Here is a 24,252-nt window from a genome sequence, read left to right as displayed (position 1 = left end):
TATGCGCGCGACAATTCGAGCAGCATCCGTCGGCATCCTGTTCGGGATGCTGACGCTGGCCGCCTGCACGCAGGCCGAAGCGCCCCCGACGAGCGCGCCGGCCGACTCTCCGTCGTCGACGACGGATGCCGAGCCGATCACGCTCGCGCAGGATCTCGACGCCCCATGGTCGGTGCTGCCGCTCGGCGGCGGCGCGCTGATCTCGCAGCGCGACGACGGGCGCATCGTCGAGCTCATCCCCGGCGGACAGCAGCGTGAAGCCGGCGTCGTGCCCGACGTGGTCTCCGGTGGCGAATCCGGCCTGCACGGCCTCGCGCTGCACGAGGCGGACGGGGTGCGCTGGCTGTACGCGTACCACGGCGCCGAGGATGACAACCGGGTGGTGCGGATGCCCCTGACCGGCGACGCGGGTGATGTGAGCCTCGACCTTGCGCGTCTCGAGGTGGTGGTCGACGGCATCCCTCGTGCGTCGAATCACAACGGCGGGCGGATCGCGTTCGGTCCCGACGGGATGCTGTACATCGCCACCGGCGATGCCGGGCTTCGCGATCAGGCTCGCGACCCGGATGCCCTGGCCGGGAAGATCCTGCGCGTCACTCCCGAGGGCGCGGACGCGCCGGGCAATCCGTTCGACTCAGCGGTATACAGTCTGGGCCACCGCAACGTGCAGGGCCTCGCCTGGGATTCGCGGGGAACGCTGTGGGCCAGCGAGTTCGGACAGAACACCTGGGATGAGCTGAATCGCATCGAGCCCGGCGGCGACTACGGCTGGCCGGACCACGAGGGCATGGCGGGTGCATCGGATGCCATCGACCCGATGGCCGTGTGGTCTCCGGCCGAGGCGAGCCCCAGCGGCATCGCGATGATCGACGACGTCGTGTACGTGGCGTCCCTCCGCGGCGAGCGGCTCTGGCTGTTCGACACGGCCGACTCCGACGCCGAGCCATGGGCGGTGTACACCGACACGTTCGGACGGCTGCGCGATGTGGTGCCCGGCCCGGACGGATCGTTCTGGGTTCTCACGAACAACACCGACGGCCGCGGCAGTCCTGGCCCGTCGGACGACCGCCTGCTGCAGCTGACGCTTCCCGAGGGCTGAGCGTCGAGGGGCCGGGGGCTTACGGAGTGGGGGGCTCGGTCTCGGGGGCCTCAGCCTCGGGAGCCTCGGTCTTGGGGGCCTCAGCCTCGGAAGCCTCAGCCTCGGAAGCCTCAGCGGCGGGGCCCTGGTCGTCGGACGCGAGCAGCACCGGACGGTCGACGCGCTTGGTGACATCTGCGGGGTCGATCGCGAGGATCAGCATCGACAGGCCGAGCAGGGTGACGATGAACGCCGCACCCCCGACGACCAGTCCAAGACCGATCGGGGTGAGGCCCTCGTAGGTGCCCTTGGCGATCGAGAGGTTCACACGCTCGGTGAAGGCGCCGGTCGAGACCAGGGTGACGACCGCCGCGAAGATTCCGCACGCCAGGGCGATCCCCACCAGGTGCAGCGGACGCAGAATGTCGCGCCTGGTCGGCTTCGGGTCGGTCATGCATTTCCTCCATGGTCTGCCAGGCGCTGCGCGCCGGCATCCGATTCGATCTCGTGCTTCGCGCGCGGCGTGAGGCCTGCGATGCCCAGGAACACCGCGACGATCGCGGCGTACCCGCCGAACAGTCCCACGCCGAGAACGATGCCGGTCAGCGTGAACTCCGTGTCGTCGACGACGTAGTGCTGCACGAGGTCGACCGGCACGATCAGCAGCAGCAGCGCCAGCAGCAGCCCCAGCGCGCCGACCGTGATCGCGTCGCGCGAGCCCTCGGCCGGGCGGGATCGGATGCCCGCGATCAGCTCGACCAGTCCCGTCAGGGCGGCCCAGATGATGACCAGCACGAAGAACAGCACATCGGAGCGCCAGGTCGGCACGCTCGCCGCCATGCCGAGCACCAGGGTGAAGGCACCCATCATCACCGCCGGCCAGCGCTGGCCGGAGGGGTAGACGATGATCGCCGACAGGATGAGCACGAACGCGGTCACGATCGCGAACCCGCCGAACACCGAGAGCCCGACCGCTGCGGAGTGGTCGGGCGAGAAGGTGATCATGATGGCGGCGACGGCGGCCATCAGGGCGCGACTCAGCTGCACATGGCGCGCAGTGAACGGGCGAGAAGGGGCAGGCATGACGATCCTCGAATCGGTGACCCTCCCAGTCTACGCCGGGGGCCTATGAAGGAGATCCGGCGGCCTCCCCAGGCGATCGCCGGACCCCCTTCACAAAGGGGACGGCACGACGACCCCTCCCCAGCAGAGGTCCGACGTCGTGTCGGTATGCCAATCTAGGCGGACGACCTTCACATACCGGGAGCGCTTCTGTGACGAGTGAGAGGATCTCGGGCGAACGAGCGATGACGCCCTTCGCCCACGCCCTGCGCGAGGCGATCGACGCGCGCCGGATGACCCTGTCGCGGCTGCACGAGCGGCTGTCCGACCGGGGCAACGCGGTGTCGATGGCGACGCTGAGCTACTGGCGCTCCGGGGCCCGCCGGCCCGAGGGCGCACAGTCGCTCGCGGCCGTGACCGACATCGAGGACCTGCTGGGCCTCGATCCCGGCAGCCTCACCGGTCGGCTGGGACCGACGCTGCGCACCGGCCCGCTCGGCCCCACTGCGTTCCCGTTCGACGAGCAGTCGCTCGAGGAGCGTGTGCGCGACACGTTCATCGCCATGGGCGCCACGTATCCCGATCCGACCCGCGAGCTCAGCATCCATGCGGTCACCGACGTCGGCGCTGATCACGGCATCGTGCGGCGCACGACGCGGCTGGTCGTGCAGGGAACGGCCGGGGTGATCTCTGCGATCCCGTTCGTCGAGATCACCCACGGCATCCCCACCGAGAGTCCGACGTTCACCGCATTGGGCGGCGGCCGCATCGCGACGACCCACACGGATCCGAGCCGCACGGTGCACGGGTTCCTGTTCGCCCTCGACCGTCCGATCACCACGCCGGAGGCCACCGTGATCGAGTGGTCGGTGGACTATCCACCCGGATTCCCCGAGGGCGACGGCAGCGGGCACGGAATCGCGCTGCAGTGCCGCGAGCTGCTGCTGTGGACGCGATTCCACCCGGATGCGATCCCGGTCTGGATCGAGGAGGTCGAGGAGACGCCCGCCGGTGAGGTGGTGGTGCCGCGCACGCTGGACGGCGGCTCCTCGCTCCACGCGGTACGTCGAAGTTTCGGACCGGGTTCGCTGGCGCTGCGCTGGGGCTGGGAGCCGCGCCTCGCCTGAATCTTGCATTGCAATACTTGCATAACAAGGTTACGGTGGCGTCATGACCGACAGCAGCGAGCGCATCGCCACCAACCTCCGCAAGGGAGTGCTGGAGTTCTGCGTGCTCGGCCTGCTCGCCGACGCCGAGCGGTACGGCCTCGAGCTGGCGGGCGAGCTGCAGACCCGCGGACTCATCGCGGGCGAGGGCAGCCTCTACCCCCTGCTGTCGCGGATGCGCGAGAGCGATCTGGTCACCACCCGCACGGCATCGGTCGGCGGCGGCAGGCCCCGCAAGTACTACACGATCACCGACGCCGGCCGTGCGCAGCTGGGAGCCTTCACCGAGGTCTGGCGCACGCTCGGGGCCGAAGTCGACAGCATCCTCGGAGGACGCGATGAGCACTGAAGACACCTACCTGCGCTCGGTGGAGCGGATGCTGCGCGACATCGCGCCCGAGCACCGCACGGCGGTGCTCGACGACCTGCGCCAGCACTTCGCCGATGCGGAGGAGGCGGGCCGGTCGGCCGACGAGATCGCGCAGAGCCTCGGCACCCCGCGCGAGATCGCCGACCGCGCGCACGACGAGTTCGGCACGACCGCAGGGCCAGTGGATGCCCGTGCCGAGTTCGCCTGGCGGATGCTGCAGTGGAGCGCCGTGGTGCTGGCCGTGGTTACCGGCGTGGTGACCGCCTTCGTGATGCCCTCCTATGCCGGGTCGACAGAGATCGTGGCATCCGACGGCACGGTCATCGCCGTCGAGACCGCACAGACGCTGTTGGCGGTCAACGGGCTGTGGATCGCCCTGATCGCCCTGGTACCGGCGATCGTGGCCGCCGTGCCGCTGATGGTGCCGCGTCGTGTGCGCGCGGCGACCGCCGCCGTGACCGCCGTGCTGCTGACCGCCATGGCGCTGATCGGCGGCTTCACGCTCGGGGGCTTCTTCGTGCCGACGGCGATGCTGAGCTGGGCGGCGCTGATCGCGTGGGTCCGCCTGCGCGACCGTGGCTTCGGAGTCGTCTGGCGCATCGTCGGCGCGGTGCTCACCGTGCTGCCCATCGCACTGTCGCTGCCGCTGGTCGGGGGGATGCCGGGGCGCTACGCCGACACCGCCGGCCCCAGCGTCAGCATCAGCGCCTGGGCCTGGCCGTTCTTCGCTGCGATCGTGCTGATCGCGGTGCTCATGGTGATCGGCTATCGCGCGCCGGGATGGGCGCTCGCGGCGATCGGGCTGGCGGTGCTGGTGACCGGCCTGCTCACCGGCGACCTGCTCACGCTGCTGATCATCTGGCTCGGCGGATTCTGGCTCACGATCGGTCTCGCCCACGCGGTGACCGCCCGCCGCCGCTGAGTGACCGCGCGGCGGCTGCGCTTCTGCTCAGAGCGGAACGGATGGAGGCCTCGGGCGCCCCGGACGTATCGTGAACCATGGCCGAGATCGTCCCGTTCCCCCCGTCCCGCACACCGCGCGAACCGGAGCCGCTCTGGCGGCATCTGGTCGGAGCGGAGCTGCGCAGGCGACGGCACGAGCGCGGCGACACGCTCACCGAGACGGCGGATGCTGCAGGCATCTCACCGCAGTACCTGTCCGAGATCGAGCGCGGGCTGAAGGATCCGTCCAGCGAGATGATGGCCGCCGTCGCCGGTGCGCTCGACCTCAGCCTGCTCGACCTCACGAGCGCCGTGGCCGAGGGCCTCGCCCCCGCTGCCGCACCGGCCCGTCAGGCACCCGGAGCCTTCGCTCTCGCCGCCTGACGCGCCCGCGACGCCCCCTCCTGCCGTCGAAGCCCCCTCTGATTTTCGTGATTCAGAGGGGGCGCGGACGCTGCGAGGGGGCTACGACGGAGCGGCTTCACCGCGGCTCGAGCACCTGATCGATCAGGCCGTACTCCACCGCGGCCACAGCGGTGAGCACTCGGTCGCGGTCGGTGTCGGCGCGCAGCTCTTCCACCGAGCGCCCGGTGTGCTGTGCGAGCACATGCTCCATCTCGCCGCGCACCCGCACGACCTCGTCGGCCGCGAGGATCAGATCGGGCACAGCACCACGGGTCTGCGCGGCCGGCTGGTGCAGCACCATCCGCGCATGCGGCAGCGCCGTGCGCAGCCCCGGCGCTCCGGCGGCGAGCAGGATCGCGCCAGGACCGATCGCCTGCCCGACGCAGGTCGTCGACACCCGCGGACGGATGTGCCGCATCGTGTCGTAGATCGCCAGCGCGGCGCTCGGGTCACCGCCCGCGCAGTTGATGGTGAACTGCACATCGGCGTCGGGCGAGGATGAGTCGAGATGCAGCAGCTGCGCGATGATCGCGTTCGCAACACCCGCGTCGATCTCGGTGCCGAGATAGACGATGCGCTCGGCGAGCAGGTTCGAGTAGACGTCCATGATGCGGTCACCGCGCGGATTCTGCGAGATGACGTTCGGGATCGTGTAGCCGCTCATGACGCCTGCGCACCCAATCCGATCCGCGACTTCTTGCGCGGATACACGTCGCCGACCGAATCGACGACATCGTCGATGAACCCGTACTCGATCGCCTCGGAGGCGGTGTACCAGTGATCGTGCAGCGAGTCCTCGAACACCTTCTCCACCGGCTGACCGGTGTCGTCGGCGATGAGGCCGAGCACGGTGTCGCGCATGTGCCGCAGGTCGTCGGCCTGCACCTCGATCTCGACGGCGGAGCCGCCGATGCCCGCCGAACCCTGATGCAGCAGGATTCGCGCGTGCGGCAGCGCCCTGCGCTTGCCCTTCGTCCCCGCCGACAGCAGGAACTGCCCCGCGCTGCACGCGAGACCCAGCGCGACCGTGGCGACGTCGTTGGGGATGGTGCGCATGATGTCGCGGATCCCGAGCATCGACGGCACCGAGCCGCCCGGCGAGTGGATCCACAGGGCGATGTCGGTCAGGGGATCCTCGGCGGCGAGCGCGAGGAACTGGGTCATCAGCAGGGCGCCGTTGTCGTCGTCGAGCACACCATCCAGCACGAGCACACGCTCGTGGTACAGCGCCCGACGGGCATCCGGCCCGAACTGGGGTACGGCTTTCTCATCGGTCATGACCCCAGCCTGCGCCGCGGGCGGGACCGGCGCTCGCGAATCCGCCTGCGGCGGATCCGCCCCCAGCAGAACTCGCCCCGCTGAGGTCAGGCCGTCGCGTGCGTGGCCGTCACCGGTGAGGTCATGACGGGCTGGGTCTTCACGGGCGTGGTCCTGACGGTGATCGGCGGCACGACCTGCACCACAGGCCCCGTCTCCACCGGAACCGCCACGGCTGCCGCGGAGCGGGCGGCCGGCAGCGTCAGCATCCGAATCATCCCTCCGACGACGAGGGCCGCGGCGAGCGCGCCCGACGCGAGCAGCACCGGGGTCCACTCCCCCGCGAACGACGAGGTGAGGCTGAGCAGGCCGCCGACGAACCAGACCCCGACGGCTCCGCCGGTGAGTCCGGCGGCGCCACGTGCGAGCGCGATCAGCGCGACCAGCGCGCAGACGATGGCGAAGACGGCTCCGGCCCATCCGATCGGCACGAAGAACGACGTCAGCGTGTTCGTCACTGGAAGTGTTGACATCACGACCCCCCGGTCATCGACGCGCCGCCCCCCGGCGAGTCCTGGCTACCAGGTTACGCGGATAGATGCGATTGTCACGTCCGTCGAGGAAACGATTCGGCATCATCCCAGAGGATGACATCTGCACGCGGGATGACGCGCCGATGAACGGCGCTGGACTCAGCGGCGCCGGCGTCCCACGCGCGGGATGCGCAGCCGGGTCGTACGCTCCCGCAGGATCGGCACCGGGGCGGTGAAGACCGCGTCGACCGTGTGCGACCCGTCACTGGGCCCGATCACCGGGATCGGCGTGGTGACGGTCGCGATCGGTGTCGTCAGGGTGGGCTCCACCGGGTCGACGGTCATCTTCGCGAACGCGCGGTGCGCGGCGACGTAGGCGGGGATCAGCAGCACGATGGCACCCAGCCAGGCGAGCGGGTTGCTCATCGCGACCCCCGTGAAGTCCCACATCGCTCCCAGGACGAGGGCCGCGACCACGCGCATGACCAGCTCGATCACACCGGTCACCGTCGGCACCAGCACCCGGCCGATGCCCTGCAGCACTCCGCGCAGCACGAACAGCACGCCGAGCATCGCGTAGCTGACGCCGTTGATGATCAGCATGAGGTGGGCCAGCTCGACCACACGGTCGGCGCCGTCGCCGACGAACAGGCGCACGACCGCCTCGCCGAACGCGATCATGATCACGCCCAGCAGTGCCGAGGTGGCGACCGCGATCCAGATCGCCTGGATCGTGCCGCGGCGGATGCGGTCGGGGCGCCGCGCGCCGAGGTTCTGCGCCGCGTACATCGACGCGGCCAGGCCCAGCGACGCGAGGAACGCCGTGGCGAGGCTGTCGACGCGGGATGCCGCGGTGTACGCCGCGACCTCCTCGGCGCCGAGCATGTTCAGGGCGACCTGCACGATCAGGGCGCCGATCGCGATGATCGAGGCCTGGAAGCCCATCGGCAGGCCGAGGCGCAGGTGCCGGCCGATGTCGTCGCCGCTGACCCTCCAGTCAGTGCGGTGCACGTGCAGCACGGGCAGCCGACGCCACACGTACAGCAGACACAGCAGCACCGAGATCGCCTGCGCGACGACCGTCGCCCAGGCGGCACCCGCCACGCCCCAGCCGAGCGGTCCGACCATGAGGATCACGAGGCCCACGTTGAGCGCGCACGAGATGGTGAGGAACACCAGGGGCGTCGTGGAGTCGCCGATCGAGCGGATGATCGCCGCCAGGTAGTTGAAGAACATGATCGTGCTGCCGCCGAGGAACGTCACCTGCGTGAACACGGTCGCCTCGGCCAGCAGCTCGGGCGGGGTCTGCAGCAGCTCGAGGAACGGGCGGGCGATCAGCGGGCCGAGCACGGTGAGGATCAGGCTGGTCGCCGCCGTCAGCAGCGTGCCGGTCGCCACCGAGCGGCGCACGCCCCTGGCGTCGCCCGCCCCGAACGCCTGCGCGGTCGGGATCGCGAACCCGCTGGCCAGACCCCAGGCGAACCCGATGACCAGGAAGATCAGGCTGCCGGTCGCGCCGACGGCGGCGAGCGAGTTCACGCCCAGCTGACGCCCGACGACGATCGTGTCGACGAACTGGTACAGCTGCTGCACGACGTTGCCGATGAGCAGCGGCACGGAGAAGGCCAGGATGACGCGCCAGGGGCGTCCGGTGATGAGGGTGGTTGCCATGAGGGATCTCGTGGAAGAGAGGGCGGATGCCGGGAGCGGCGAGAACACGAATGGCACCGCGATCGGTCACGGCGCCATCTGCGATTCAGTGTATCGAATCGATTCGGGAAACCGCTACGGCGAGTTCGTCGGCTCACGTACGGACTCCGTGTCCAGGGTCTTGTCCGCCGTCGTCGCCGAGGGATATAACCGACCCCATGACACGACTGCGTCGCAGCGATCCGCACCACCCCGGCATCCGCCGCGTCGCACGCGGTCGCGGTTTCGAATACCGGCTGCCTGACGGCACCCGCGTCGACGACGCCGCGGAGATCGATCGCTACCGGGCCCTCGCGATCCCGCCCGCCTGGACCGAGGTGTGGATCAGCCCGCACCCGAACGGTCACATCGCCGCCGCCGGCACGGACGCCGCCGGGCGACGTCAGTATCTGTACCACCCGGCGTGGCATGAGCGGATGGCGCGAGAGAAATTCGATCGGATGCTGGATCTCGCCGAGATCATCCCGGTCGTGCGCCGCGGTGTCACCCGGGATCTGCGCACCGACGGCTGCGGCCGCGCGCGGGTGCTCGCCGGCGCCTTCCGGATGCTGGATGCCGCACTGCTGCGGGTCGGATCGGAGCGCTACGCGAGGCAGCACGGCAGCATCGGCCTGGTCACCCTGCGCGGCGCGCATGCGCGCGTGCACGGCGGGCAGATCGTCGAGCTGAAGTTCCCGGGCAAGAGCGGTCAGCCGTGGGAGTCGGAGGTCGCCGACGAGGACCTCGCCGCGCTCATCGCCGATCTGAAGCGTCGCGGTCCGCGCGTGCTGCTGCTCTCCTGGCAGGACGAAGCGGGCTGGCATCCGCTGCACGCGTCCGACATCAACGACGACGTCCGCGCACGCACCGGCGGCGACTTCACGGCGAAGGACTTCCGCACGATGCACGGCACCGTCATCGCGGCGGAATCCCTCGCGGCCAGCGGTCCGAAGACGACGGCATCCGCGCGCAGCAAGGCGGCGCTCGCCGCCGTGCGCACAACGGCCGCCGCGCTCGGCAACACCCCGGCGGTGGCGCGCGCGAGCTACGTCGACCCCCGTCTGTTCGACCTCTACGACGACGGCGTGACGATCGACCCGAGCCGTCGGGTGGAGGGGCAGCTGGTCGAACTGCTGCACTGAACGCGGGGTCTAGCCGCAGTCGCGCAACGGGTCAACCCGGTGTGATGATCGAGCGCTCGCGCCTAGCGTCGCGGATGAACCTCGATCGAAGGAGAGTGAGATGAGCGACGCACAACGCGGCAACACCACGCACGGACCGAACCTCGACGAGCAGCTCGAGCAGGAGACCCGCGGGATGGTGCAGGGACACGGCGCTCCGCACGCGGAGCCGTTCCGCGAGACGGAGCCGCTGCCCGACGACACCGACTCTGGAGAGGTGCAGCAGGCGTTCGAGCGCACCGGCCCGGAAGTCGGCGACGATCAGGAGGACGACGATGAGCTCGCCTGAGATCGCAGGCCACAGCCTTCGCGATCTGCTCGCGGAGCCCGGCCACTGGAGCACGGTGTACACGGACGGGCCCCAGGGTGAGCCGCCGGGAGCTGTCGAGAGCCGAATGCGCTCGCTGAAGGACAGCATGCTCGACGCCGGCATTCCCGAGGACGACGCAGAAGCCGCCATCGCGGCGCTGCCCGACGACACCGGCACGCCGGCACCGTCGGCGCGCTGGCTGCTGATCAGTGATGGCCGCATCGTCGCCGACACCGGCTGGGCGACGGCGCGACGCGGCCAGGAACGACTGTCGTTCGGTGCGTTCCCGGATGTCCTGCCGCTGCTGCGGCATCGTTCCGACGAGACGCGCATCCTCGTGGTGGAGACCGCCCGCGATGGCGCCGACCTGTCGCTGCAGCGGCTGGGACGAGCCACTCCCGAACAGGAGCAGCACGTGTCGGGCGAGGATCACCCGATCACCAAGGTCAGCCCCGGCGGCTGGTCGCAGGCGCGCTTCCAGCGCAGCGTCGAAGAGGTCTGGCAGCGTAATCAGGACGAGATCGCCGCAGAGGTCGATCGGATCGTGCGCGCGCACCGGCCCAGCCACGTCTTCGTGACGGGCGACGCACATGTGCGCGGCCTGCTGCTGGAGAGCATCAGCCCGGAGGCACTCGATCTCGTCGTCGAGGTGGACGTCATCACCAGCGCCGCCGGCGCCGATGACACCGCACTCGTCGAGGCGATCGACGAGACCATCGCGGAGTCTCACGATTCACAGGTGAGCATCCTGCGGGATCAGGCCGCCGAGCGCGACGGCGTCAACGGCGCCGCCGGCCTCAGCGCCGTGGTGGAGGCACTCCAGCAGGCACAGGTCGACACGCTGCTGCTCGATGAGCGGATGTCGGATTCGTCGACGCTGCTCGCTCTGCCGGCGGAGCCCTGGATCGCGGTGAGCTCGGCGGACTCGTTCGACGCGGGCGCCGGCGTTCCCCTGCCGGCGATCCAGGCGCTGGTCCGCGCGGCGGTGCTCACCGACGCCGAGCTCGTGTTCCTCGCGGAAGAGCTTCCGGAGGGCGAGCCCTTCGATGACAGCACCGCCGCCCAGCCGCTCGCCGTGCTGCGCTGGCCCGCATCACCGGTGGCATCCGATTCCGACCAGGGATCGGGCGCCGGCGGAGGGGATCACCCGAGCCAGGCCGAGGGAGAGGACCCGGACGATCCGCCGACGAGACCCGATCCGCAGACCGCGGGTCACCCCTCGCAGGCAGAAGGAGCATGATGGAGAGGTGGCCATTCCTCTCGCTCAGCTGACCCAGATGCCGGATGCCCAGTTCGTCGAAGTGGGCGAAGGCGTGGCGCTGGCGACGTACTCGTGGGGCGCGCTCGATGCCCCGCCGGTCGTACTCGTGCACGGCTTCGCGTCGAGCACGCGCGATACCTGGGTGCTGACGGGGTGGGCTCGGATGCTGGAGCGCGAGGGGTTCCGCGTGCTCGGCATCGACCTGCGCGGTCACGGCGCCAGCGAGAAGCCGCATGATGTCGCCGGGTACACCGTGCGGCAGATGGCATCCGACGTGGAGAGCGTTCTCGACACCTTTCTCATCGATGAGGCCCTCTACGTCGGCTACTCACTGGGGGCCCGCATCGGCTGGGAGGTCGTGCGCGACCTCGGTGATCGGATCCCCCGTGCCGTGCTGGGCGGAGTGCCCGACGGCATCCCCCTCGAGCATCTCGACGTCGATCAGGTGCGCCGGTACATCGCCGACTCGACACCGGTCACCGATGAGCGCACCCGCAGCTACCTCGATCTCACCGAGCGCGTACCGGGCAACGACCTGAGTGCCCTGCTGGCCCTGGCGCTGGGCATGCGCGATTCGCGGGCGGTCGATCCCGATCCGCAGAACGCGCCGCAGCAGCCGATCCTGTTCGCGACCGGGACCGACGACGCCGTGATCGAGGGTTCGCGGTCACTCGCCGCGGCGGCACCGCAGAGCACATTCTTCGAGATCCCCGGGCGGCACCACTTCAACGCCCCCGGTTCGCGGCATTTCCGCATGGCCGCGCTGGAGTTCCTGCGCGGCTGAACGCGTCAACGCGTCAGCGTGGCTGAGCCCGTCAGTCGTCGGCGTTGCGGAAGGCTGCGCGCAGGCCGACGTAGACGGCGAGCGCCACGGCCGCGACGAGCGCGAGCTTCACGACGAACCAGAGCACCGAGAGCAGCGCGCTCACGATCCACCACGCGATCACGACCGCGAGGATCACTCCGAGGATGGTCCAGATCGTGTTCTTGTTCATGGCTCCAGCCTACGAGCAACACCGTCGCGCACGGGAGCGAGCGGGCGTCGCCTCAGCAGAAGGCTGACGCGGCCTCCCATGCCTGCGGCACCTCGGCCTGCCCCTCACGGGTGACCGCCGCCTCGATGAGCCCGTAGGGGCGGTCGGCGGCGAGGAAAACCTCATTCGGATTGTCGAGATCGAACGGGCTCAGGTCGACGACGAAGTGGTGCTTGTTCGGCAGTGACATGCGGATCTCAGCGATCTCGGGATGCGCTGCGAGCACGCGGTGGCCCATGTCGAACATGGTCGCCTGCAGCGCGGATGAGTACCCGCGGGTGAACTGCTCGAGCAGCATCCCCTTGACGTCGGCGTAGAGCGCGTTGAAGTCGAGGTCCCGCGCACCCTCCGCGTAGCGCCAGCGCGCGGTGACATCCGTGGCGAGGATGCGATCGGTCGTCTCGGGTAGCGTCGTGTACCGGTCCTTCGGGTATCCGGCGAAGCCGGATTCGGTGGTCTTCAGCACGGTGAGTCCGGTGAGCCCAGCGATGATGTGGCGTGCAGCGCCGTCGGCGACGACGACCGCGGTGCGGGTCTCCTGCCCCTTGCGCACGAAGGAGTGATCGTGCCCGCGGCCATCGACCTGGACCCTCTCCCACGCATAGCTCTCGGCCGACCAGCGGCCGCCCTCCACCCAGTCGAAGCTCGATGTGAAGTGGTCGGAGAGTCGCAGCAGGAACTGCTCGGGCGAGCCGATGCCGTCGCGCGCGAACGCGAACACCGTGTTCTTCTGAGTATCGGTCGGCACGACGTGGCCATTGTCACCGGCGAGATGAGCGGCGGCGAAGTCGCCACGCAGCTGCGAAGTGACACTGAGGTCCTCGATATCGTGACGGGCGCTGTCGCGGGTGACCTTGACGACGCGCACCTCGGCCTTGCCGTACTGGTTGGCGCCGAGCACGATGCCGTCGGCGCCGGAGGTGTTCTCAGACATGGGCTAACTCCCTCGGTAGGTCGAATAGGCGAACGGGCTCAGCAGCAGCGGCACGTGAAAGTGCCGGACCGCGTCGTCGACGACGAAGGTGAGCAGCACCTCGGGGAAGAACGCGGCGACGCCGCGCGCCGCGAAGTACCCGTCGGTGTCGAAGCGCAGCCGGTACGCGCCCGCGGGCAGCGCTTCCGGTCCGAGCTGCGTCGCCCGCCCGTCGGCATCCGTCACCGCCTCGGCGATCAGCTGCCAGCCGCCGTCGCGGAATGCCGACAGCTGCACCGGCACGTCGGAGGCCGGCAGCCCCTCGACGGTGTCGAGCACGTGCGTGGTGATGTGCGATGCGGTCATGACGTGATCACTCCCCTCAATCGGAGCAGTGCGATCTCGCGCAGCTGCTCGGCGACGATGCGATCCTCAGACTCATCGTCGTTCTGCAGTCGTTCTCGAAGAGCCGCCAGGATCTCGGCGGGGCTGCGACCGGCGGCGCGGATCAGGAAGACCCGCCCGAAGCGCTGCTCGTAGGCGATGTTGCCGTCGCGGAGGGCCTGCTGCACGGCGACGTCGGCGGGATCGACCCCCGACTGCTCGGCACGTGACATCGCAGCCTCGCGGCTGTCGCCTGCCGCCCGCTCCCCTATTCGAGGATGGTGCGCGAGCGCAGCGGCAACCTCGTCAGGTGTGAACGACGCGGCGGCGGCCGCCATCGCCACGAGCGCGTCGATCGACGCGTACGGTCGATGATCGACGAGCAGCTCGCACCACCGGGGCACGTCGGCACAGGGGCGCAGCGCCGCGAGCGCTGCGCTGCGCTCAGCCCGATTGAAGTCCTCCAGCAGCATCCCTACTCTCCTTCCGCGCTCGTCCCGCGCCGCAGCAGTCGCCCCCGCGGGGCGCTGCCGTCGACCGTGGCGCCGGCGAGGTAGGTCTGCCGCACCACTCCGCGCAGTTCGCGTCCCTGATAGGGGGTGATCGGATGCCGGTGCGCCAGCGTCGCGGCATCCACGATGAATATCTCGTCGGGGGCGAACACGACGAAGTCCGCCGCACCACCCTCCCGGATGCGACCCTTGTCGGCGAGCCCGATCCGGTCCGCCGGCCGCTCGGCCATCAGCGCCGCCACCCACTCCAACGGCAGTCCGCGGCGCTTCGCCTCGGTCCAGACCAGCGGCAGACCCAGCTGCAGCGACGAGATGCCGCCCCAGGCGAGGGCGAAGTCGCCATCGCCGGCGTACTTCAGCTCGGGTGTGGACGGCGAATGATCGGAGACGACGAAGTCGATCGTTCCGTCGGTCAGACCGCGCCACAGCTCGTCGCGATTGCCGGCCTCGCGAATGGGCGGGCAGCATTTGAAGGCGGTCGCGCCCGCGGGGATGTCCTCCGCACTGAGCGTCAGATAGTGCGGGCAGGTCTCGACGGTGAGGTCGATGCCGGCGGCGCGGGCGGCGGCGATCCGTCCCAGTGAGTCGCCATTGGAGAGGTGCAGGATGTGCGCGCGCGCCCCGGTCCGCTCGGCCGCGTGGATGACCTCAGCGATCGCGGAATCCTCGGCGGTCCGCGGTCGCGAGGCGAGGAAATCCGCGTACTCACGACCACCGGTCCGGGCGGAGTCCGCGATGATCCGCGCGTCCTCGGCGTGCACGATGAGCAGCGAATCCAGCCCGGCGAGCACCTCCATCGCCGCACGCATCTCGCCCGCCGAGATCTCGGGGAACTCGTCGACACCGGAGGGCAGCAGGAAGCATTTGAACCCGAACACCCCCTCCTCGTGCAGGGGCCGCAGCTCGGGCAGGTTGCCGGGGATGACGCCGCCCCAGAACCCGACGTCGACGTGCACCCGGCCGTCGGCGACGGCGCGCTTCTCGTCGAGCGCGGCGACGGAGACGGTCGGCGGGATGCTGTTCAGCGGCATGTCGATGATGGTCGTCACACCGCCAGCGGCCGCGGCCCGCGTCGCCGACTCGAACCCCTCCCACTCGGTGCGACCCGGCTCGTTGACGTGCACGTGCGTGTCGACGAGCCCCGGCAGCAGCACTTCCTCATCGGCGAGGTCGATCACGCGGGCGCCGGCCAGAGCCGTGTCCGCAGGCGCGATGCGGGAGGTCCGTCCGGCATCCACACCGATCTCGACCGCTTCGAAGCGACCATCGATCAGCGCTCGCCCGCGCAGCACCACGTCGTGCTCCGTGGAGTCGATGCTGTCGGACGCGCGGAGCATGGGTCAGCCCCAGGGCCGCGGGTCGCCGCCGCGACTCAGCCGCACCTGACGATTGACGTCCTTGTACAGCAGGTAGCGGAACGGGCCGGGCCCACCGGCGTAACAGGCCTGCGGGCAGAACGCGCGCAGCCACATGAAGTCGCCCGCCTCGACCTCGACCCAGTCGTCGTTGAGCCGGTAGACCGCCTTGCCCTCGAGCACGAACAGGCCGTGCTCCATCACATGGGTCTCGGCGAACGGGATCGACCCACCGGGTTGGAAGGTCACGATGTTCACGTGCATGTCGTGCGCCAGGTCGTCGGGGTCGACGAACCGCGTGGTCGCCCATGCACCGTCGGTGCCGGGCATCGGGCGCGGTTCGACCGCCTGGTCGCTCGTCACGAAGGACGCGGGCGCGTCGATGCCCGGCACCTGTTCGTACGCCTTGCGCACCCAGTGGAAGCTCGTCGCCTCGGCGCCCTCGTTCGCCAGTGACCATGTCTCGTCCGGGGCGAGGTAGGCGTAGCCGCCCGCGCCGAGCACATGTCGCTCGCCGGCGATGGTCACCGTCAGCTCTCCTGCTGTGACGAACAGCACTCCCTCGACGATGGCCTCGGCCTCGGGTTGCTCGGCGCCCCCGCCGGGTGCGATCTCGACGATGAGCTGCGAGAACGTCGTGGCGAACCCGGCGATCGGGCGCGCGATGATCCACGATCGCGTGTTCGTGAACCCCGGGAGGCTGCTGGTGACGATGTCGCGCAGCACCCCCTTCGGGATGACGGTGTACGCCTCCTTCACGATGGCGCGGTCGGTGAGCAGCTCCCGCTGTGGTGGCAGTCCGCCGGTCGGTGTGTAGTAGCTGGGCGTGTCGCGGCCGGTGCCGTCGCTCATGTCTCTCCTCGCGTCGCGTTCCGCCGGGGGTGCCCGAGTGCGCCGAGCGCGGTGGCGTCGATGCCGAGGGCATCCGCGATCTCGTCGTCATCGATGGCACCGCACTGCACGCCGCGCAGCACGAACCATGCCAGCGCCAGCGCGGTCGCCGGCTCGTCGAGCACGGCGCCGCTGTTCTCCGCGAGGTAGGAGCGAAGACGGGATACCGCGTCGGGCAGCCCCGCGCGGTAGAAGGCGTAGGTCGCGAGGAAGCGGGTCGGCAGCTGCCGTGCGTGCAGATCCCACCCCTGGTAGTACCCGCGCTCCAGGGAGCGACGCACGAGTCGGGCGTGCAGCGCCCACGCCTCAGCGCTGCGCCCACCCAGCGGCAGGATGTTCGTCGAGCCGTCAGAGAGTCGGATGCCCGTGCCGGCCGCCGCCAGCTGCATGAACTCCTTCGCGAGGTCGGCGACCGGATGCTCCATCGACTGCTGCGCCGCAGCGATCCCCAGCGAGGCGCTGTAGTCGTAGGTGCCGTAGTGCAGCCCCGAGATGCGGCCGGGTGCGGCGAGGGGCACGCGGGCCAGCGGCGAGCGCCCATCGGCGCCGAGCACGAGCTGCGGCGTCTCGACCTGCACCTCGAAGCGGATGCGCCCTGCGGGCAGCCCGTGCCCCCGCTCGAGCGCCGCGGCGGCATCCGCCATCGCCTCCACCTGGGCGACGGTCGACACCTTCGGCAGGGTGAGCATGAGTCCGTCCGGCAGCCGGCCGGCCTCGAGGAGGGCGCCGAGGAACAGGTCGAGCGTGCGCAGCGCGCGGGCCCGCGTCGGCTTCTCGAGGCATTTGAATCGGATGCCGATGAATGGCGGTGCGGTGCCGGCCGCCACCGCGGTCGCCACCGCGCTTGCGGCGGCGAGCGCATCGGAATCCTCCGTCTCGCCGCGGTCCCCGTAGCCGTCCTCGAAGTCCAGGCGCAGGTCCTCGATCGGCTCTGTCGCGAGCTTGGCGGCGACCCGTGCGGCGACGGGGCCGGCGAGGGCCTCGTCGATGCCGACCTGCTTGGCGAGGCGTTCCAGTCCGCCGGCCTCGTCGGCGGCGGCGAGCGCCTCGGCGCCCCATCGCGCGGGCAGGTCGGGGGTGAAGCGGTCGGCGGGCACGTAGACGGTGTGCACGGGCTGACGGGTGCCGTCGTCACCGGGATATGCGGATTCGAGCAGCGCGTCGGTCTCGGCGAGGCGGGCGTCGATGCGCGCGATGTCTGTGGGATCGAGCACGCCGGTCATCCGCTCACCTCCCCTCCGCTGTCTGGAGGCTAACGTCCGCACTGCGGAACCTCAAGACTCCCGTCGGACTCTCTCGGCGGCATGGTGGAGTGCTGTCGTGCAGAAGCCTAGACTCGCACCAACCGAGACAGAACCGGCTTCCGGCCCGCACCGCCGGATCTGAGGAGATCGTCTTATGACCGACATCGCCGTCACCGTCAACGGGGAGCCGCGCGCTCTTGCGGGTACCGCCGCCCACGCGACCGCGTTGGACTGGTTGCGCGAGCGCGGACTCACCGGCGCCAAGGAGGGTTGCGCGGAGGGCGAGTGCGGCGCCTGTGCGGTGCTGCTCGCGACGCCCGCCGCCGACGGCGCCGATGGAGGGGCCGCATGGACGCCCGCGAACGCCTGCCTGGTGCTGGCCTACGCGCTGGTCGGCCAGGAGGTCGTCACGGCCGAAGGCCTCGGCCGCCCCGACCAACTGCATCCGGTGCAGCGGGAGTTGGCCGAGGCCGGCGGGTCGCAGTGCGGGTACTGCACCCCGGGCTTCGTCTGCAGCATGGCCGGCGAGTACTACCGGGCGGATCGCGCGCCGATCGGCGCGCAGGAGCCCGAGCAGTATGCCGAGCACGGGCCGAACGGCTTCGACCTGCACGCCCTCAGCGGCAACCTGTGCCGCTGCACCGGCTATCGTCCGATTCGCGATGCCGCCTACGCACTGGGCGCCCCGGACCAGGATGACCCCCTGCGTCAGCGTCTCGCCGAACCCGCCCCCCGCGCCGTGGCGACGGATGTCGTCGTGGACGGCGCCCGCTTCGTGCGGCCCGCCGCCCTCGACGACACACTGCGACTGCTGCGCGACGAACCCGAGGCGCTGCTGGTCGCCGGATGCACCGACTGGGGCGTCGAGGTGAACCTCCGCGCGCGTCGCGCGCCGCTCATCATCGCCGTCGACCAGCTCCCCGAGCTGCGCACATTCGACGTCACCGACGGCCTGATCGAGATCGGGGCCGCCCTGTCACTGTCCGAGATCGAGCGACGACTCGACGGCTGCGTCTCGCTGCTGAGCGCGCTGTTCCCCCAGTTCGCCTCACGACTCATCCGCAATCGCGCCACCCTGGGCGGCAATCTCGGCACCGGCTCCCCCATCGGCGACGCTCCCCCTGCGCTGCTCGCCCTCGGGGCGCGTCTCGTGCTGGCATCAGCCGACGGCGAGCGCGAGGTCGACCTCGCCGACTACTTCACGGGCTATCGCCAGAGCGTGCGGCGGGCCGATGAGCTCATCCGCGCCGTGCGCATCCCGCTGCCGCTGGCGCGGACCACGGCGTTCCACAAGATCGCCAAGCGCCGCTTCGACGACATCTCGAGTGTCGCCGTCGCATTCGCCCTCGACATCGACGACGGCGTCGTCACGAGCGCGAAGATCGGCCTGGGCGGAGTGGCCGCCACCCCGCTGCGCGCATACGCCACCGAACACGCCCTCATCGGCCGTCCGTGGGACCTCGCGACCGTGCGCGAGGCCTCGGCCGTGCTCGGCGGCGAGGGCACCCCGCTCTCCGACCATCGCGCGAGCGCGGAGTATCGCGCCGTCATGCTCAATAACGCCCTGCTGAAGCTGTACAGCACGACGCAGCACCCCCAGGCCGAAGGCATCGACTCCCAGGAGGTGCCAGTATGACCGCCTCTCCGCACGGCGCCGGGCTGGCCAACCTGTCGGCCTTGGCCGACCGTCCGCCGAACCCCGTCGTCGGCAGGTCGGCCGCGCACGAGAGCGCCGCTCTGCACGTCACGGGAGCTGCGATGTACACCGACGACCTCGCCGCGCACACCGCCGGGGTGCTCACCGCGTGGCCGGTGCAGTCCACGAACGCGCACGCACTCGTGAGCATCGACGTCTCCGGTGCCTACGAGGTGCCCGGTGTCGTCCGCGTGCTGACGGCCGACGACGTCCCCGGCGTCAACGACGCCGGCATCAAGGAAGACGAGCCGCTCTTCCCGTCCGAGGCGATGTTCCACGGCCACGCGCTGGCCTGGGTGCTCGGCGAGACACCGGAGGCCGCCCGGTTGGGCGCAGCGCGAGTCATCGTCGACTACGAGCCGCTGCCGTCGCTGATCACCGTGCAGGATGCCATCGACGCCGACTCCTTCCAGGGCATCCCCCGCACCGTGCGGCGGGGAGACGCGACATCCGCCCTGGCATCCGCCGCCCACGTCTTCGAGGGTGTCTCGGAATTCGGCGGGCAGGAGCACTTCTACCTCGAGACGCAGGCGTCCTTCGCCGTCCGCGACTCGGAGGGCCAGTTCTTCGTGCAGTGCTCTACGCAGCATCCGTCCGAGGCGCAGGAAATCGTCGCGCACGTGCTCGACATCCCCTCCAACCGGGTGACTGTGCAGTCGCTGCGCATGGGCGGCGGGTTCGGTGGCAAGGAGATGCAGTCGCACGGCTTCGCCGCCATCGCCGCGCTCGGCGCGAAGCTGACCGGCCGGCCGGTGCGCGTGCGGCTGAATCGCACGCAGGACATCACGATGACCGGCAAACGGCATCCGTTCCATATCTCCTGGAAGGCGGGGTTCGACGAGTCCGGGATGATCCAGGCACTGGATGCCGTACTCACTGCCGACGGCGGATGGTGCCTCGACCTGTCAGAGCCGGTGCTCGGCCGGGCGCTGTGCCACATCGACAACGCGTACTGGATCCCGAACGTGCACGCGCACGGTCGCATCACGAAGACCAACAAGCAGTCCAACACGGCGTTCCGCGGCTTCGGCGGGCCGCAGGGCGTCTTCCTCATCGAGGATGTCCTCGGCCGGGCCGCACCGGCGCTGGGCATCGACCCGATCGAGCTGCGCGAGAAGAACTTCTACCGGCCCGGCCAGTCGACGCCGTACGGGCAGCCCATCAAGGACGTCGACCGTCTGACGACGATCTGGAATCAGCTGCGCGACGAGGCCGATGTCGACACGCGTCGCGCCGGGATCGCCGCGTTCAACGCCGGCAGTCCGCACCGCAAGCGGGCGTTGATGATGACGCCGATCAAGTTCGGCATCTCGTTCAACTTCACCGCGTTCAATCAGGCCGGCGCCCTCGTGCACGTCTACAAGGACGGCTCGGTGCTCGTCAATCACGGCGGCACCGAGATGGGTCAGGGCCTGCACACGAAGATGCTGCAGGTCGCCGCCACGGCGCTCGGGCTCGAGCTGCATCAGGTGAGGCTCGCGCCGACCCGCACCGACAAGGTGCCGAACACCTCGGCCACGGCGGCATCGTCGGGGTCGGATCTCAACGGCGGTGCAGTGAAGAACGCCTGCGAGCAGATCCGCGAGCGGATGGCCGTCGTCGCCGGCGGGATGCTGGGTGTCGACGCGCATGACGTCGTCTTCGAGGGCGGGCACGCAACCGGCCCCGGTGCTGCCACGCGCCTCACGTTCGCCGATGTCGCCGAGGCGTCGTATCTGCAGCGGGTGCAGCTGTTCGCCGCCGGCTACTACCGCACCGAGGGTCTGCACTGGGATCCCGAGGTCATGCAGGGCTCACCGTTCAAGTACTTCTCGTACGGGTGCGCGGCCACCGAGGTGGAGGTCGACGAGTTCACCGGCGCGTACACCGTGCGGCGGGTCGACATCGTGCACGACGTGGGCGACTCACTCTCGCCGATGATCGATATCGGGCAGGTGGAGGGCGCGTTCGTGCAGGGCGTCGGCTGGCTGACGCTGGAGGAGCTGCGCTGGGATGCCGGTGACGGGCCCGACCGCGGCCGGCTGCTGACGCCGTCGGCCTCGACGTACAAGCTGCCCAGCTTCTCGGAGATGCCGGCCGAGTTCCACGTTCGCCTCATGCGGGACGCCCGTGAGGACGGCGCGGTGTACGGTTCGAAGGCCGTCGGCGAGCCGCCCCTCATGCTCGCCTTCAGTGCCAGGGAGGCGCTGCGCGAGGCCGTCGCGCAGTTCGGTCCGGCGGGTCACGTGGTCGAGTTGGGATCGCCGGCGACGCCGGAGGCCGTGTTCTGGGCGGTGCGCGCTGCGCAGCACGCGTCGGATGCCATCGCGCCGGCTGACCGGACATTCGCGGCGGCACCGTGAATACGCCCTGAGGAAACACAGTGGACTGGCTCGATGCTCTGCAGGCGCTCCGCGCCCGGCGCTCGCCCGCCGTCGTCGTCACGCTGGCGATGGTGCGGGGGCACGCGCCGCGCAACGGCGGCGCCAAGATGGTCGTCGCTCCCGATGAGGTGGTCGGCACGGTCGGCGGCGGCAATCTCGAGGCGACGGTCATCGATCGGGCGCGGCAGATGCTGGCATCCGGTTCGGCGGAGCCGCAGCTTCTCACGCTCACCCTCAGCGACAAGACGACCACGGAGTACGGTGTGCAGTGCTGTGGAGGGGAGGTGACCATGATGCTCGAGCCGATGCGCGTGGTGCCGACGGTGGCGATCTTCGGGGTCGGCCATGTCGGCCTGGAACTGGCCCGCATCCTGTCCCGGCACGAGATCGAGCTGTGGCTCGTCGACTCACGAACCGAGATGCTCGCGCCCGAGCGGATCGGCGCCCCGGGCTCCAGCGGGGTGCTCGGTGACGCGGTCGCGCGCGTGCAGGTGCGTCACGCGCCCGTGCCGGAAGCTGCTCTGGCAGATCTCCCCAGCGGCGCGCATGTGGTGGTCATGACCCACGATCACGTCGAGGATCTCGCCGTGATCGATCAGGCGCTGCGCACTGCGGGCGTCGGCTCGATCGGGCTGATCGGCTCGGCGTCGAAATGGACGCGCTTTCGGAAGAAGCTCGGCGAGCTCGGGCAGTCGGATGCCGACCTGGCGCGCGTCACGACGCCGATCGGCATTCCGGAGGTCTCCGGCAAGCAGCCGGCCGTGATCGCAGTGAGCGTGGCGGCGCGGATGCTGCAGCTGATCGATGAGGCTGCACCGGTCGCGAGCGATCGTCGTCAGTAGTCGATGCGGGTCAATAGTCGATGCGCGTCAGTAGTCGATGCGGCCGGCGGTGCGGCTCCACTCGGTGAACGGGGAGATCCGCTGTGCGGGCTCCAGCGTCTCCTGGGTGACGGGCATGATGGCCTGGTCTTCGGGGTCGCCCTCGAAATAGCGGTAGAACAGGGCGTCGTCGAATCCGGCATCCGCCGCGTCGTCCCGGTCGGCCGCGTAGTGCACACGAGCGATGCGCGCCCACAGCGCGGCGGCCAGGCACATCGGGCACGGCTCGCAGCTCGTGTAGAGCACGGCGCCCGTCAGGTCGAACGTGCCGAGCCCCTGGCAGGCGCTGCGGATGGCCGTCACCTCGGCGTGGGCGGTGGGGTCGAGGCCGGCGGTGACGCGGTTGACGCCCTCGAAGATGCGGCCGTCGGCCGACACGACGATGGCGCCGAACGGGCCGCCGTCGTTCTGCACGTTGCGAGTGGCGAGGTCGACGGCGCGGGCCAGGTACTCCGCGGGCGACGGGCGCCCCGCGGTGTCGCTCACGCCGGATGGCGCGGTCTTGCCGATGGATTCCATGGGAGAGCTCCCTTACAGGTGTTCCGGGGCATTTCTCACGATACGGTACTCGCCACGCTGGTGGCGCCGAGTGCTACGGTGGCCACGCAAGAGAGGTGCACGATGTCGCTCAGTTCCGCTTCGAAGGCCGGCCTTCCGGCATCCGGAGCCCGACGTCTGCCATCGACCGGTGCGCTGACCGACCGACTCGATCGTCCGATGCGCGATCTGCGCATCTCGGTGACCGACCGCTGCAACTTCCGCTGCGTCTACTGCATGCCGAAGGAGATCTTCGGTCGTGACTACGCGTTCCTCGACCGCGAGGAACTGCTCAGCTTCGAGGAGATCGAGCGGATCGCCAGAGTCGCCGCCGCGCACGGTGTGCGCAAGCTGCGCCTGACCGGGGGCGAGCCGCTGCTGCGTCGCGGGATCGAGGACCTCATCGCGCGGCTGGCTGCACTGCGCACCCCTGAGGGCAACCGCCTCGACCTCGCCCTGACGACGAACGGGTCCGCGCTGGCGGTGAAGGCGCAGGCGCTGAAGGATGCCGGGCTCGGCCGCCTCACCGTGTCGGTCGACACCCTGGACGACGAACTGTTCCAGCGGATGAACGATGTGCGCTTCCCGGTGGCGCGGGTGCTCGACGGCATCAGCACCGCCGCCGCCGTCGGGCTCGGGCCCATCAAGCTGAACATGGTCGTCAAGCGCGGGCTGAACGACCACGAGGTCGAGGCGATGGCGGCCCACTTCAAGGGCACGCACTACACACTGCGCTTCATCGAGTACATGGATGTCGGAACCTCGAACGGCTGGTCGATGCACGAGGTCGTGCCGTCGGCTGAGATCATCCAGCGCGTCGACACGCTCTTCCCACTGGAGCCCGCCGCCCCCAGCGCGGTCGGCGAGACGGCGAAGCGCTGGCGCTACCGCGACGGCAGCGGTGAGATCGGCGTGATCTCGTCAGTGACCAACGCGTTCTGCGGCACCTGCAACCGGGCGCGCATCTCGACCGAGGGGCGGCTGTACACCTGCCTGTTCGCGACCGAGGGCCATGACCTGCGGGCACTGCTGCGCGGCGGCGCCGACGATGTCGAGCTCGCGACCGCGATGGCGTCGATCTGGGGAGCACGCGATGACCGCTACTCCGAGGAGCGCGCGGCCCTCACGCCGGCGCTGCGTGCCGCCCGTCCGCGGATCGAGATGAGCTACATCGGGGGCTGACGGGCG

General features: G+C 70.1%; 27 protein-coding genes. 13 read left to right on the top strand and 14 right to left on the bottom strand.

Annotation, left to right across the window (positions count from 1 at the left end; all coding sequences use genetic code 11):
* Position 1: 1 nt before the first annotated feature.
* A complete protein-coding gene (locus WDU99_RS12810; RefSeq protein WP_337332847.1) occupies positions 2-1,099 on the top strand; it encodes a PQQ-dependent sugar dehydrogenase in 1,098 nt (365 codons plus the stop codon).
* Between the two features lie 19 nt (positions 1,100-1,118).
* Here WDU99_RS12810 and WDU99_RS12805 read toward each other — a convergent pair whose 3' ends face one another.
* A complete protein-coding gene (locus tag WDU99_RS12805; protein ID WP_337332846.1) occupies positions 1,119-1,532 on the bottom strand; it encodes a hypothetical protein in 414 nt (137 codons plus the stop codon).
* Positions 1,529-2,161 (bottom strand): acyl-CoA synthetase, encoded by a 633-nt coding sequence (locus tag WDU99_RS12800; RefSeq protein ID WP_337332845.1) that lies wholly within the window; start codon positions 2,159-2,161, stop codon positions 1,529-1,531. The genes WDU99_RS12805 and WDU99_RS12800 overlap by 4 nt, the downstream gene beginning before the upstream one ends.
* 191 nt (positions 2,162-2,352) lie before the next feature.
* Between WDU99_RS12800 and WDU99_RS12795 the strand changes: the two genes are divergently transcribed.
* The 4 genes from WDU99_RS12795 to WDU99_RS12780 all read left to right on the top strand — a co-directional run bounded on the left by WDU99_RS12795 (position 2,353) and on the right by WDU99_RS12780 (position 5,002).
* Positions 2,353-3,267, top strand: a complete 915-nt coding sequence (locus WDU99_RS12795; protein ID WP_337332844.1) for a hypothetical protein — start codon at positions 2,353-2,355, stop codon at positions 3,265-3,267.
* Between the two features lie 43 nt (positions 3,268-3,310).
* Positions 3,311-3,655, top strand: coding sequence for a PadR family transcriptional regulator (locus WDU99_RS12790; RefSeq protein ID WP_337332843.1), 345 nt, complete (start codon positions 3,311-3,313; stop codon positions 3,653-3,655).
* Positions 3,645-4,598, top strand: a complete 954-nt coding sequence (locus tag WDU99_RS12785; RefSeq protein ID WP_337332842.1) for an HAAS signaling domain-containing protein — start codon at positions 3,645-3,647, stop codon at positions 4,596-4,598. The genes WDU99_RS12790 and WDU99_RS12785 overlap by 11 nt, the downstream gene beginning before the upstream one ends.
* A 77-nt stretch (positions 4,599-4,675) precedes the next feature.
* Positions 4,676-5,002 (top strand): helix-turn-helix domain-containing protein, encoded by a 327-nt coding sequence (locus WDU99_RS12780; protein ID WP_337332841.1) that lies wholly within the window; start codon positions 4,676-4,678, stop codon positions 5,000-5,002.
* A 97-nt stretch (positions 5,003-5,099) separates the two neighbouring features.
* Here WDU99_RS12780 and WDU99_RS12775 read toward each other — a convergent pair whose 3' ends face one another.
* The 4 genes from WDU99_RS12775 to WDU99_RS12760 form a co-directional block, all read right to left on the bottom strand.
* The gene (locus WDU99_RS12775) at positions 5,100-5,687 is read right to left on the bottom strand and encodes a ClpP family protease (protein WP_337332840.1); all 588 of its coding nucleotides are present in this window, start codon (positions 5,685-5,687) and stop codon (positions 5,100-5,102) included.
* Entirely contained in the window at positions 5,684-6,301 is a 618-nt protein-coding gene (locus tag WDU99_RS12770) for a ClpP family protease (RefSeq protein ID WP_337332839.1), read from the bottom strand. The genes WDU99_RS12775 and WDU99_RS12770 overlap by 4 nt, the downstream gene beginning before the upstream one ends.
* Before the next feature lie 86 nt (positions 6,302-6,387).
* Positions 6,388-6,798 carry a hypothetical protein gene (locus WDU99_RS12765; RefSeq protein ID WP_337332838.1) on the bottom strand — a complete coding sequence of 137 codons (411 nt, stop codon included), beginning with the start codon at positions 6,796-6,798 and terminating at the stop codon, positions 6,388-6,390.
* A gap of 174 nt (positions 6,799-6,972) precedes the next feature.
* The gene (locus tag WDU99_RS12760; RefSeq protein WP_337332837.1) at positions 6,973-8,484 is read right to left on the bottom strand and encodes an MATE family efflux transporter; all 1,512 of its coding nucleotides are present in this window, start codon (positions 8,482-8,484) and stop codon (positions 6,973-6,975) included.
* A gap of 197 nt (positions 8,485-8,681) precedes the next feature.
* On the opposite strand from WDU99_RS12760, the gene WDU99_RS12755 reads away from it, so the two are divergent.
* The 4 genes from WDU99_RS12755 to WDU99_RS12740 all read left to right on the top strand — a co-directional run bounded on the left by WDU99_RS12755 (position 8,682) and on the right by WDU99_RS12740 (position 12,038).
* Complete coding sequence (locus WDU99_RS12755; RefSeq protein ID WP_337332836.1) at positions 8,682-9,644, top strand: DNA topoisomerase IB; 963 nt, start codon at positions 8,682-8,684, stop codon at positions 9,642-9,644.
* 100 nt (positions 9,645-9,744) lie between these two features.
* Complete coding sequence (locus WDU99_RS12750; protein WP_337332835.1) at positions 9,745-9,972, top strand: hypothetical protein; 228 nt, start codon at positions 9,745-9,747, stop codon at positions 9,970-9,972.
* Positions 9,959-11,233, top strand: coding sequence for a baeRF2 domain-containing protein (locus WDU99_RS12745; protein ID WP_337332834.1), 1,275 nt, complete (start codon positions 9,959-9,961; stop codon positions 11,231-11,233). The genes WDU99_RS12750 and WDU99_RS12745 overlap by 14 nt, the downstream gene beginning before the upstream one ends.
* A gap of 37 nt (positions 11,234-11,270) precedes the next feature.
* Positions 11,271-12,038, top strand: coding sequence for an alpha/beta fold hydrolase (locus tag WDU99_RS12740; RefSeq protein ID WP_420064012.1), 768 nt, complete (start codon positions 11,271-11,273; stop codon positions 12,036-12,038).
* Between the two features lie 31 nt (positions 12,039-12,069).
* Here WDU99_RS12740 and WDU99_RS12735 read toward each other — a convergent pair whose 3' ends face one another.
* From WDU99_RS12735 to WDU99_RS12705, 7 genes are read right to left on the bottom strand one after another with little or no spacing between them, the layout of a single operon-like run.
* Entirely contained in the window at positions 12,070-12,249 is a 180-nt protein-coding gene (locus WDU99_RS12735; protein ID WP_337332832.1) for a hypothetical protein, read from the bottom strand.
* A gap of 52 nt (positions 12,250-12,301) precedes the next feature.
* A complete protein-coding gene (pucL, locus tag WDU99_RS12730; protein ID WP_337332831.1) occupies positions 12,302-13,222 on the bottom strand; it encodes a factor-independent urate hydroxylase in 921 nt (306 codons plus the stop codon).
* 3 nt (positions 13,223-13,225) lie between these two features.
* On the bottom strand, positions 13,226-13,567 hold the full coding sequence (gene uraH, locus WDU99_RS12725; RefSeq protein WP_337332830.1) for a hydroxyisourate hydrolase: 342 nt from the start codon (positions 13,565-13,567) through the stop codon (positions 13,226-13,228).
* Positions 13,564-14,058, bottom strand: a complete 495-nt coding sequence (uraD, locus tag WDU99_RS12720) for a 2-oxo-4-hydroxy-4-carboxy-5-ureidoimidazoline decarboxylase (protein ID WP_337332829.1) — start codon at positions 14,056-14,058, stop codon at positions 13,564-13,566. The genes uraH and uraD overlap by 4 nt, the downstream gene beginning before the upstream one ends.
* A gap of 2 nt (positions 14,059-14,060) precedes the next feature.
* Positions 14,061-15,434 carry an allantoinase AllB gene (gene allB / locus WDU99_RS12715; RefSeq protein WP_337332828.1) on the bottom strand — a complete coding sequence of 458 codons (1,374 nt, stop codon included), beginning with the start codon at positions 15,432-15,434 and terminating at the stop codon, positions 14,061-14,063.
* Between the two features lie 3 nt (positions 15,435-15,437).
* Positions 15,438-16,304: a bifunctional allantoicase/(S)-ureidoglycine aminohydrolase gene (locus WDU99_RS12710; RefSeq protein WP_337332827.1), complete on the bottom strand. Its 867-nt coding sequence runs from the start codon at positions 16,302-16,304 to the stop codon at positions 15,438-15,440.
* Entirely contained in the window at positions 16,301-17,566 is a 1,266-nt protein-coding gene (locus WDU99_RS12705) for a DUF6986 family protein (RefSeq protein ID WP_337332826.1), read from the bottom strand. The genes WDU99_RS12710 and WDU99_RS12705 overlap by 4 nt, the downstream gene beginning before the upstream one ends.
* 175 nt (positions 17,567-17,741) lie before the next feature.
* Between WDU99_RS12705 and WDU99_RS12700 the strand changes: the two genes are divergently transcribed.
* The 3 genes from WDU99_RS12700 to xdhC are packed head-to-tail and all read left to right on the top strand — an operon-like array spanning position 17,742 to position 22,488.
* Complete coding sequence (locus WDU99_RS12700) at positions 17,742-19,223, top strand: xanthine dehydrogenase small subunit (RefSeq protein ID WP_337332825.1); 1,482 nt, start codon at positions 17,742-17,744, stop codon at positions 19,221-19,223.
* Positions 19,224-19,255: 32 nt separating this feature from the next.
* A complete protein-coding gene (xdhB, locus tag WDU99_RS12695; RefSeq protein ID WP_337332915.1) occupies positions 19,256-21,625 on the top strand; it encodes a xanthine dehydrogenase molybdopterin binding subunit in 2,370 nt (789 codons plus the stop codon).
* 20 nt (positions 21,626-21,645) lie between these two features.
* On the top strand, positions 21,646-22,488 hold the full coding sequence (xdhC, locus tag WDU99_RS12690; protein WP_337332824.1) for a xanthine dehydrogenase accessory protein XdhC: 843 nt from the start codon (positions 21,646-21,648) through the stop codon (positions 22,486-22,488).
* A 27-nt stretch (positions 22,489-22,515) separates the two neighbouring features.
* On the opposite strand, the gene WDU99_RS12685 is transcribed toward xdhC, so the two are convergent.
* Complete coding sequence (locus WDU99_RS12685) at positions 22,516-23,046, bottom strand: nucleoside deaminase (RefSeq protein ID WP_337332823.1); 531 nt, start codon at positions 23,044-23,046, stop codon at positions 22,516-22,518.
* 102 nt (positions 23,047-23,148) lie between these two features.
* Between WDU99_RS12685 and moaA the strand changes: the two genes are divergently transcribed.
* The gene (gene moaA, locus WDU99_RS12680) at positions 23,149-24,246 is read left to right on the top strand and encodes a GTP 3',8-cyclase MoaA (RefSeq protein WP_337332822.1); all 1,098 of its coding nucleotides are present in this window, start codon (positions 23,149-23,151) and stop codon (positions 24,244-24,246) included.
* The last annotated feature ends 6 nt before the right edge of the window (positions 24,247-24,252 follow it).

It is taken from the genome of Microbacterium bandirmense, from assembly GCF_037204185.1.
In the GTDB taxonomy this organism is placed as follows: Bacteria; Actinomycetota; Actinomycetes; order Actinomycetales; family Microbacteriaceae; genus Microbacterium; species Microbacterium bandirmense.
This window is presented reverse-complemented; position numbering and strand designations above follow the sequence as displayed.

Coding starts and splice junctions, on each gene's coding strand:
- WDU99_RS12810 (WP_337332847.1), top strand. CDS start 2: ATGCGCGCGACAATTCGAGCAGCATCCGTCGGCATCCTGTTCGGGATG.
- WDU99_RS12805 (WP_337332846.1), bottom strand. CDS start 1,532: ATGACCGACCCGAAGCCGACCAGGCGCGACATTCTGCGTCCGCTGCAC.
- WDU99_RS12800 (WP_337332845.1), bottom strand. CDS start 2,161: ATGCCTGCCCCTTCTCGCCCGTTCACTGCGCGCCATGTGCAGCTGAGT.
- WDU99_RS12790 (WP_337332843.1), top strand. CDS start 3,311: ATGACCGACAGCAGCGAGCGCATCGCCACCAACCTCCGCAAGGGAGTG.
- WDU99_RS12785 (WP_337332842.1), top strand. CDS start 3,645: ATGAGCACTGAAGACACCTACCTGCGCTCGGTGGAGCGGATGCTGCGC.
- WDU99_RS12780 (WP_337332841.1), top strand. CDS start 4,676: ATGGCCGAGATCGTCCCGTTCCCCCCGTCCCGCACACCGCGCGAACCG.
- WDU99_RS12775 (WP_337332840.1), bottom strand. CDS start 5,687: ATGAGCGGCTACACGATCCCGAACGTCATCTCGCAGAATCCGCGCGGT.
- WDU99_RS12770 (WP_337332839.1), bottom strand. CDS start 6,301: ATGACCGATGAGAAAGCCGTACCCCAGTTCGGGCCGGATGCCCGTCGG.
- WDU99_RS12760 (WP_337332837.1), bottom strand. CDS start 8,484: ATGGCAACCACCCTCATCACCGGACGCCCCTGGCGCGTCATCCTGGCC.
- WDU99_RS12755 (WP_337332836.1), top strand. CDS start 8,682: ATGACACGACTGCGTCGCAGCGATCCGCACCACCCCGGCATCCGCCGC.
- WDU99_RS12750 (WP_337332835.1), top strand. CDS start 9,745: ATGAGCGACGCACAACGCGGCAACACCACGCACGGACCGAACCTCGAC.
- WDU99_RS12745 (WP_337332834.1), top strand. CDS start 9,959: ATGAGCTCGCCTGAGATCGCAGGCCACAGCCTTCGCGATCTGCTCGCG.
- WDU99_RS12740 (WP_420064012.1), top strand. CDS start 11,271: ATGCCGGATGCCCAGTTCGTCGAAGTGGGCGAAGGCGTGGCGCTGGCG.
- WDU99_RS12735 (WP_337332832.1), bottom strand. CDS start 12,249: ATGAACAAGAACACGATCTGGACCATCCTCGGAGTGATCCTCGCGGTC.
- pucL (WP_337332831.1), bottom strand. CDS start 13,222: ATGTCTGAGAACACCTCCGGCGCCGACGGCATCGTGCTCGGCGCCAAC.
- uraH (WP_337332830.1), bottom strand. CDS start 13,567: ATGACCGCATCGCACATCACCACGCACGTGCTCGACACCGTCGAGGGG.
- uraD (WP_337332829.1), bottom strand. CDS start 14,058: ATGCTGCTGGAGGACTTCAATCGGGCTGAGCGCAGCGCAGCGCTCGCG.
- allB (WP_337332828.1), bottom strand. CDS start 15,434: ATGCTCCGCGCGTCCGACAGCATCGACTCCACGGAGCACGACGTGGTG.
- WDU99_RS12710 (WP_337332827.1), bottom strand. CDS start 16,304: ATGAGCGACGGCACCGGCCGCGACACGCCCAGCTACTACACACCGACC.
- WDU99_RS12705 (WP_337332826.1), bottom strand. CDS start 17,566: ATGACCGGCGTGCTCGATCCCACAGACATCGCGCGCATCGACGCCCGC.
- WDU99_RS12700 (WP_337332825.1), top strand. CDS start 17,742: ATGACCGACATCGCCGTCACCGTCAACGGGGAGCCGCGCGCTCTTGCG.
- WDU99_RS12685 (WP_337332823.1), bottom strand. CDS start 23,046: ATGGAATCCATCGGCAAGACCGCGCCATCCGGCGTGAGCGACACCGCG.
- moaA (WP_337332822.1), top strand. CDS start 23,149: ATGTCGCTCAGTTCCGCTTCGAAGGCCGGCCTTCCGGCATCCGGAGCC.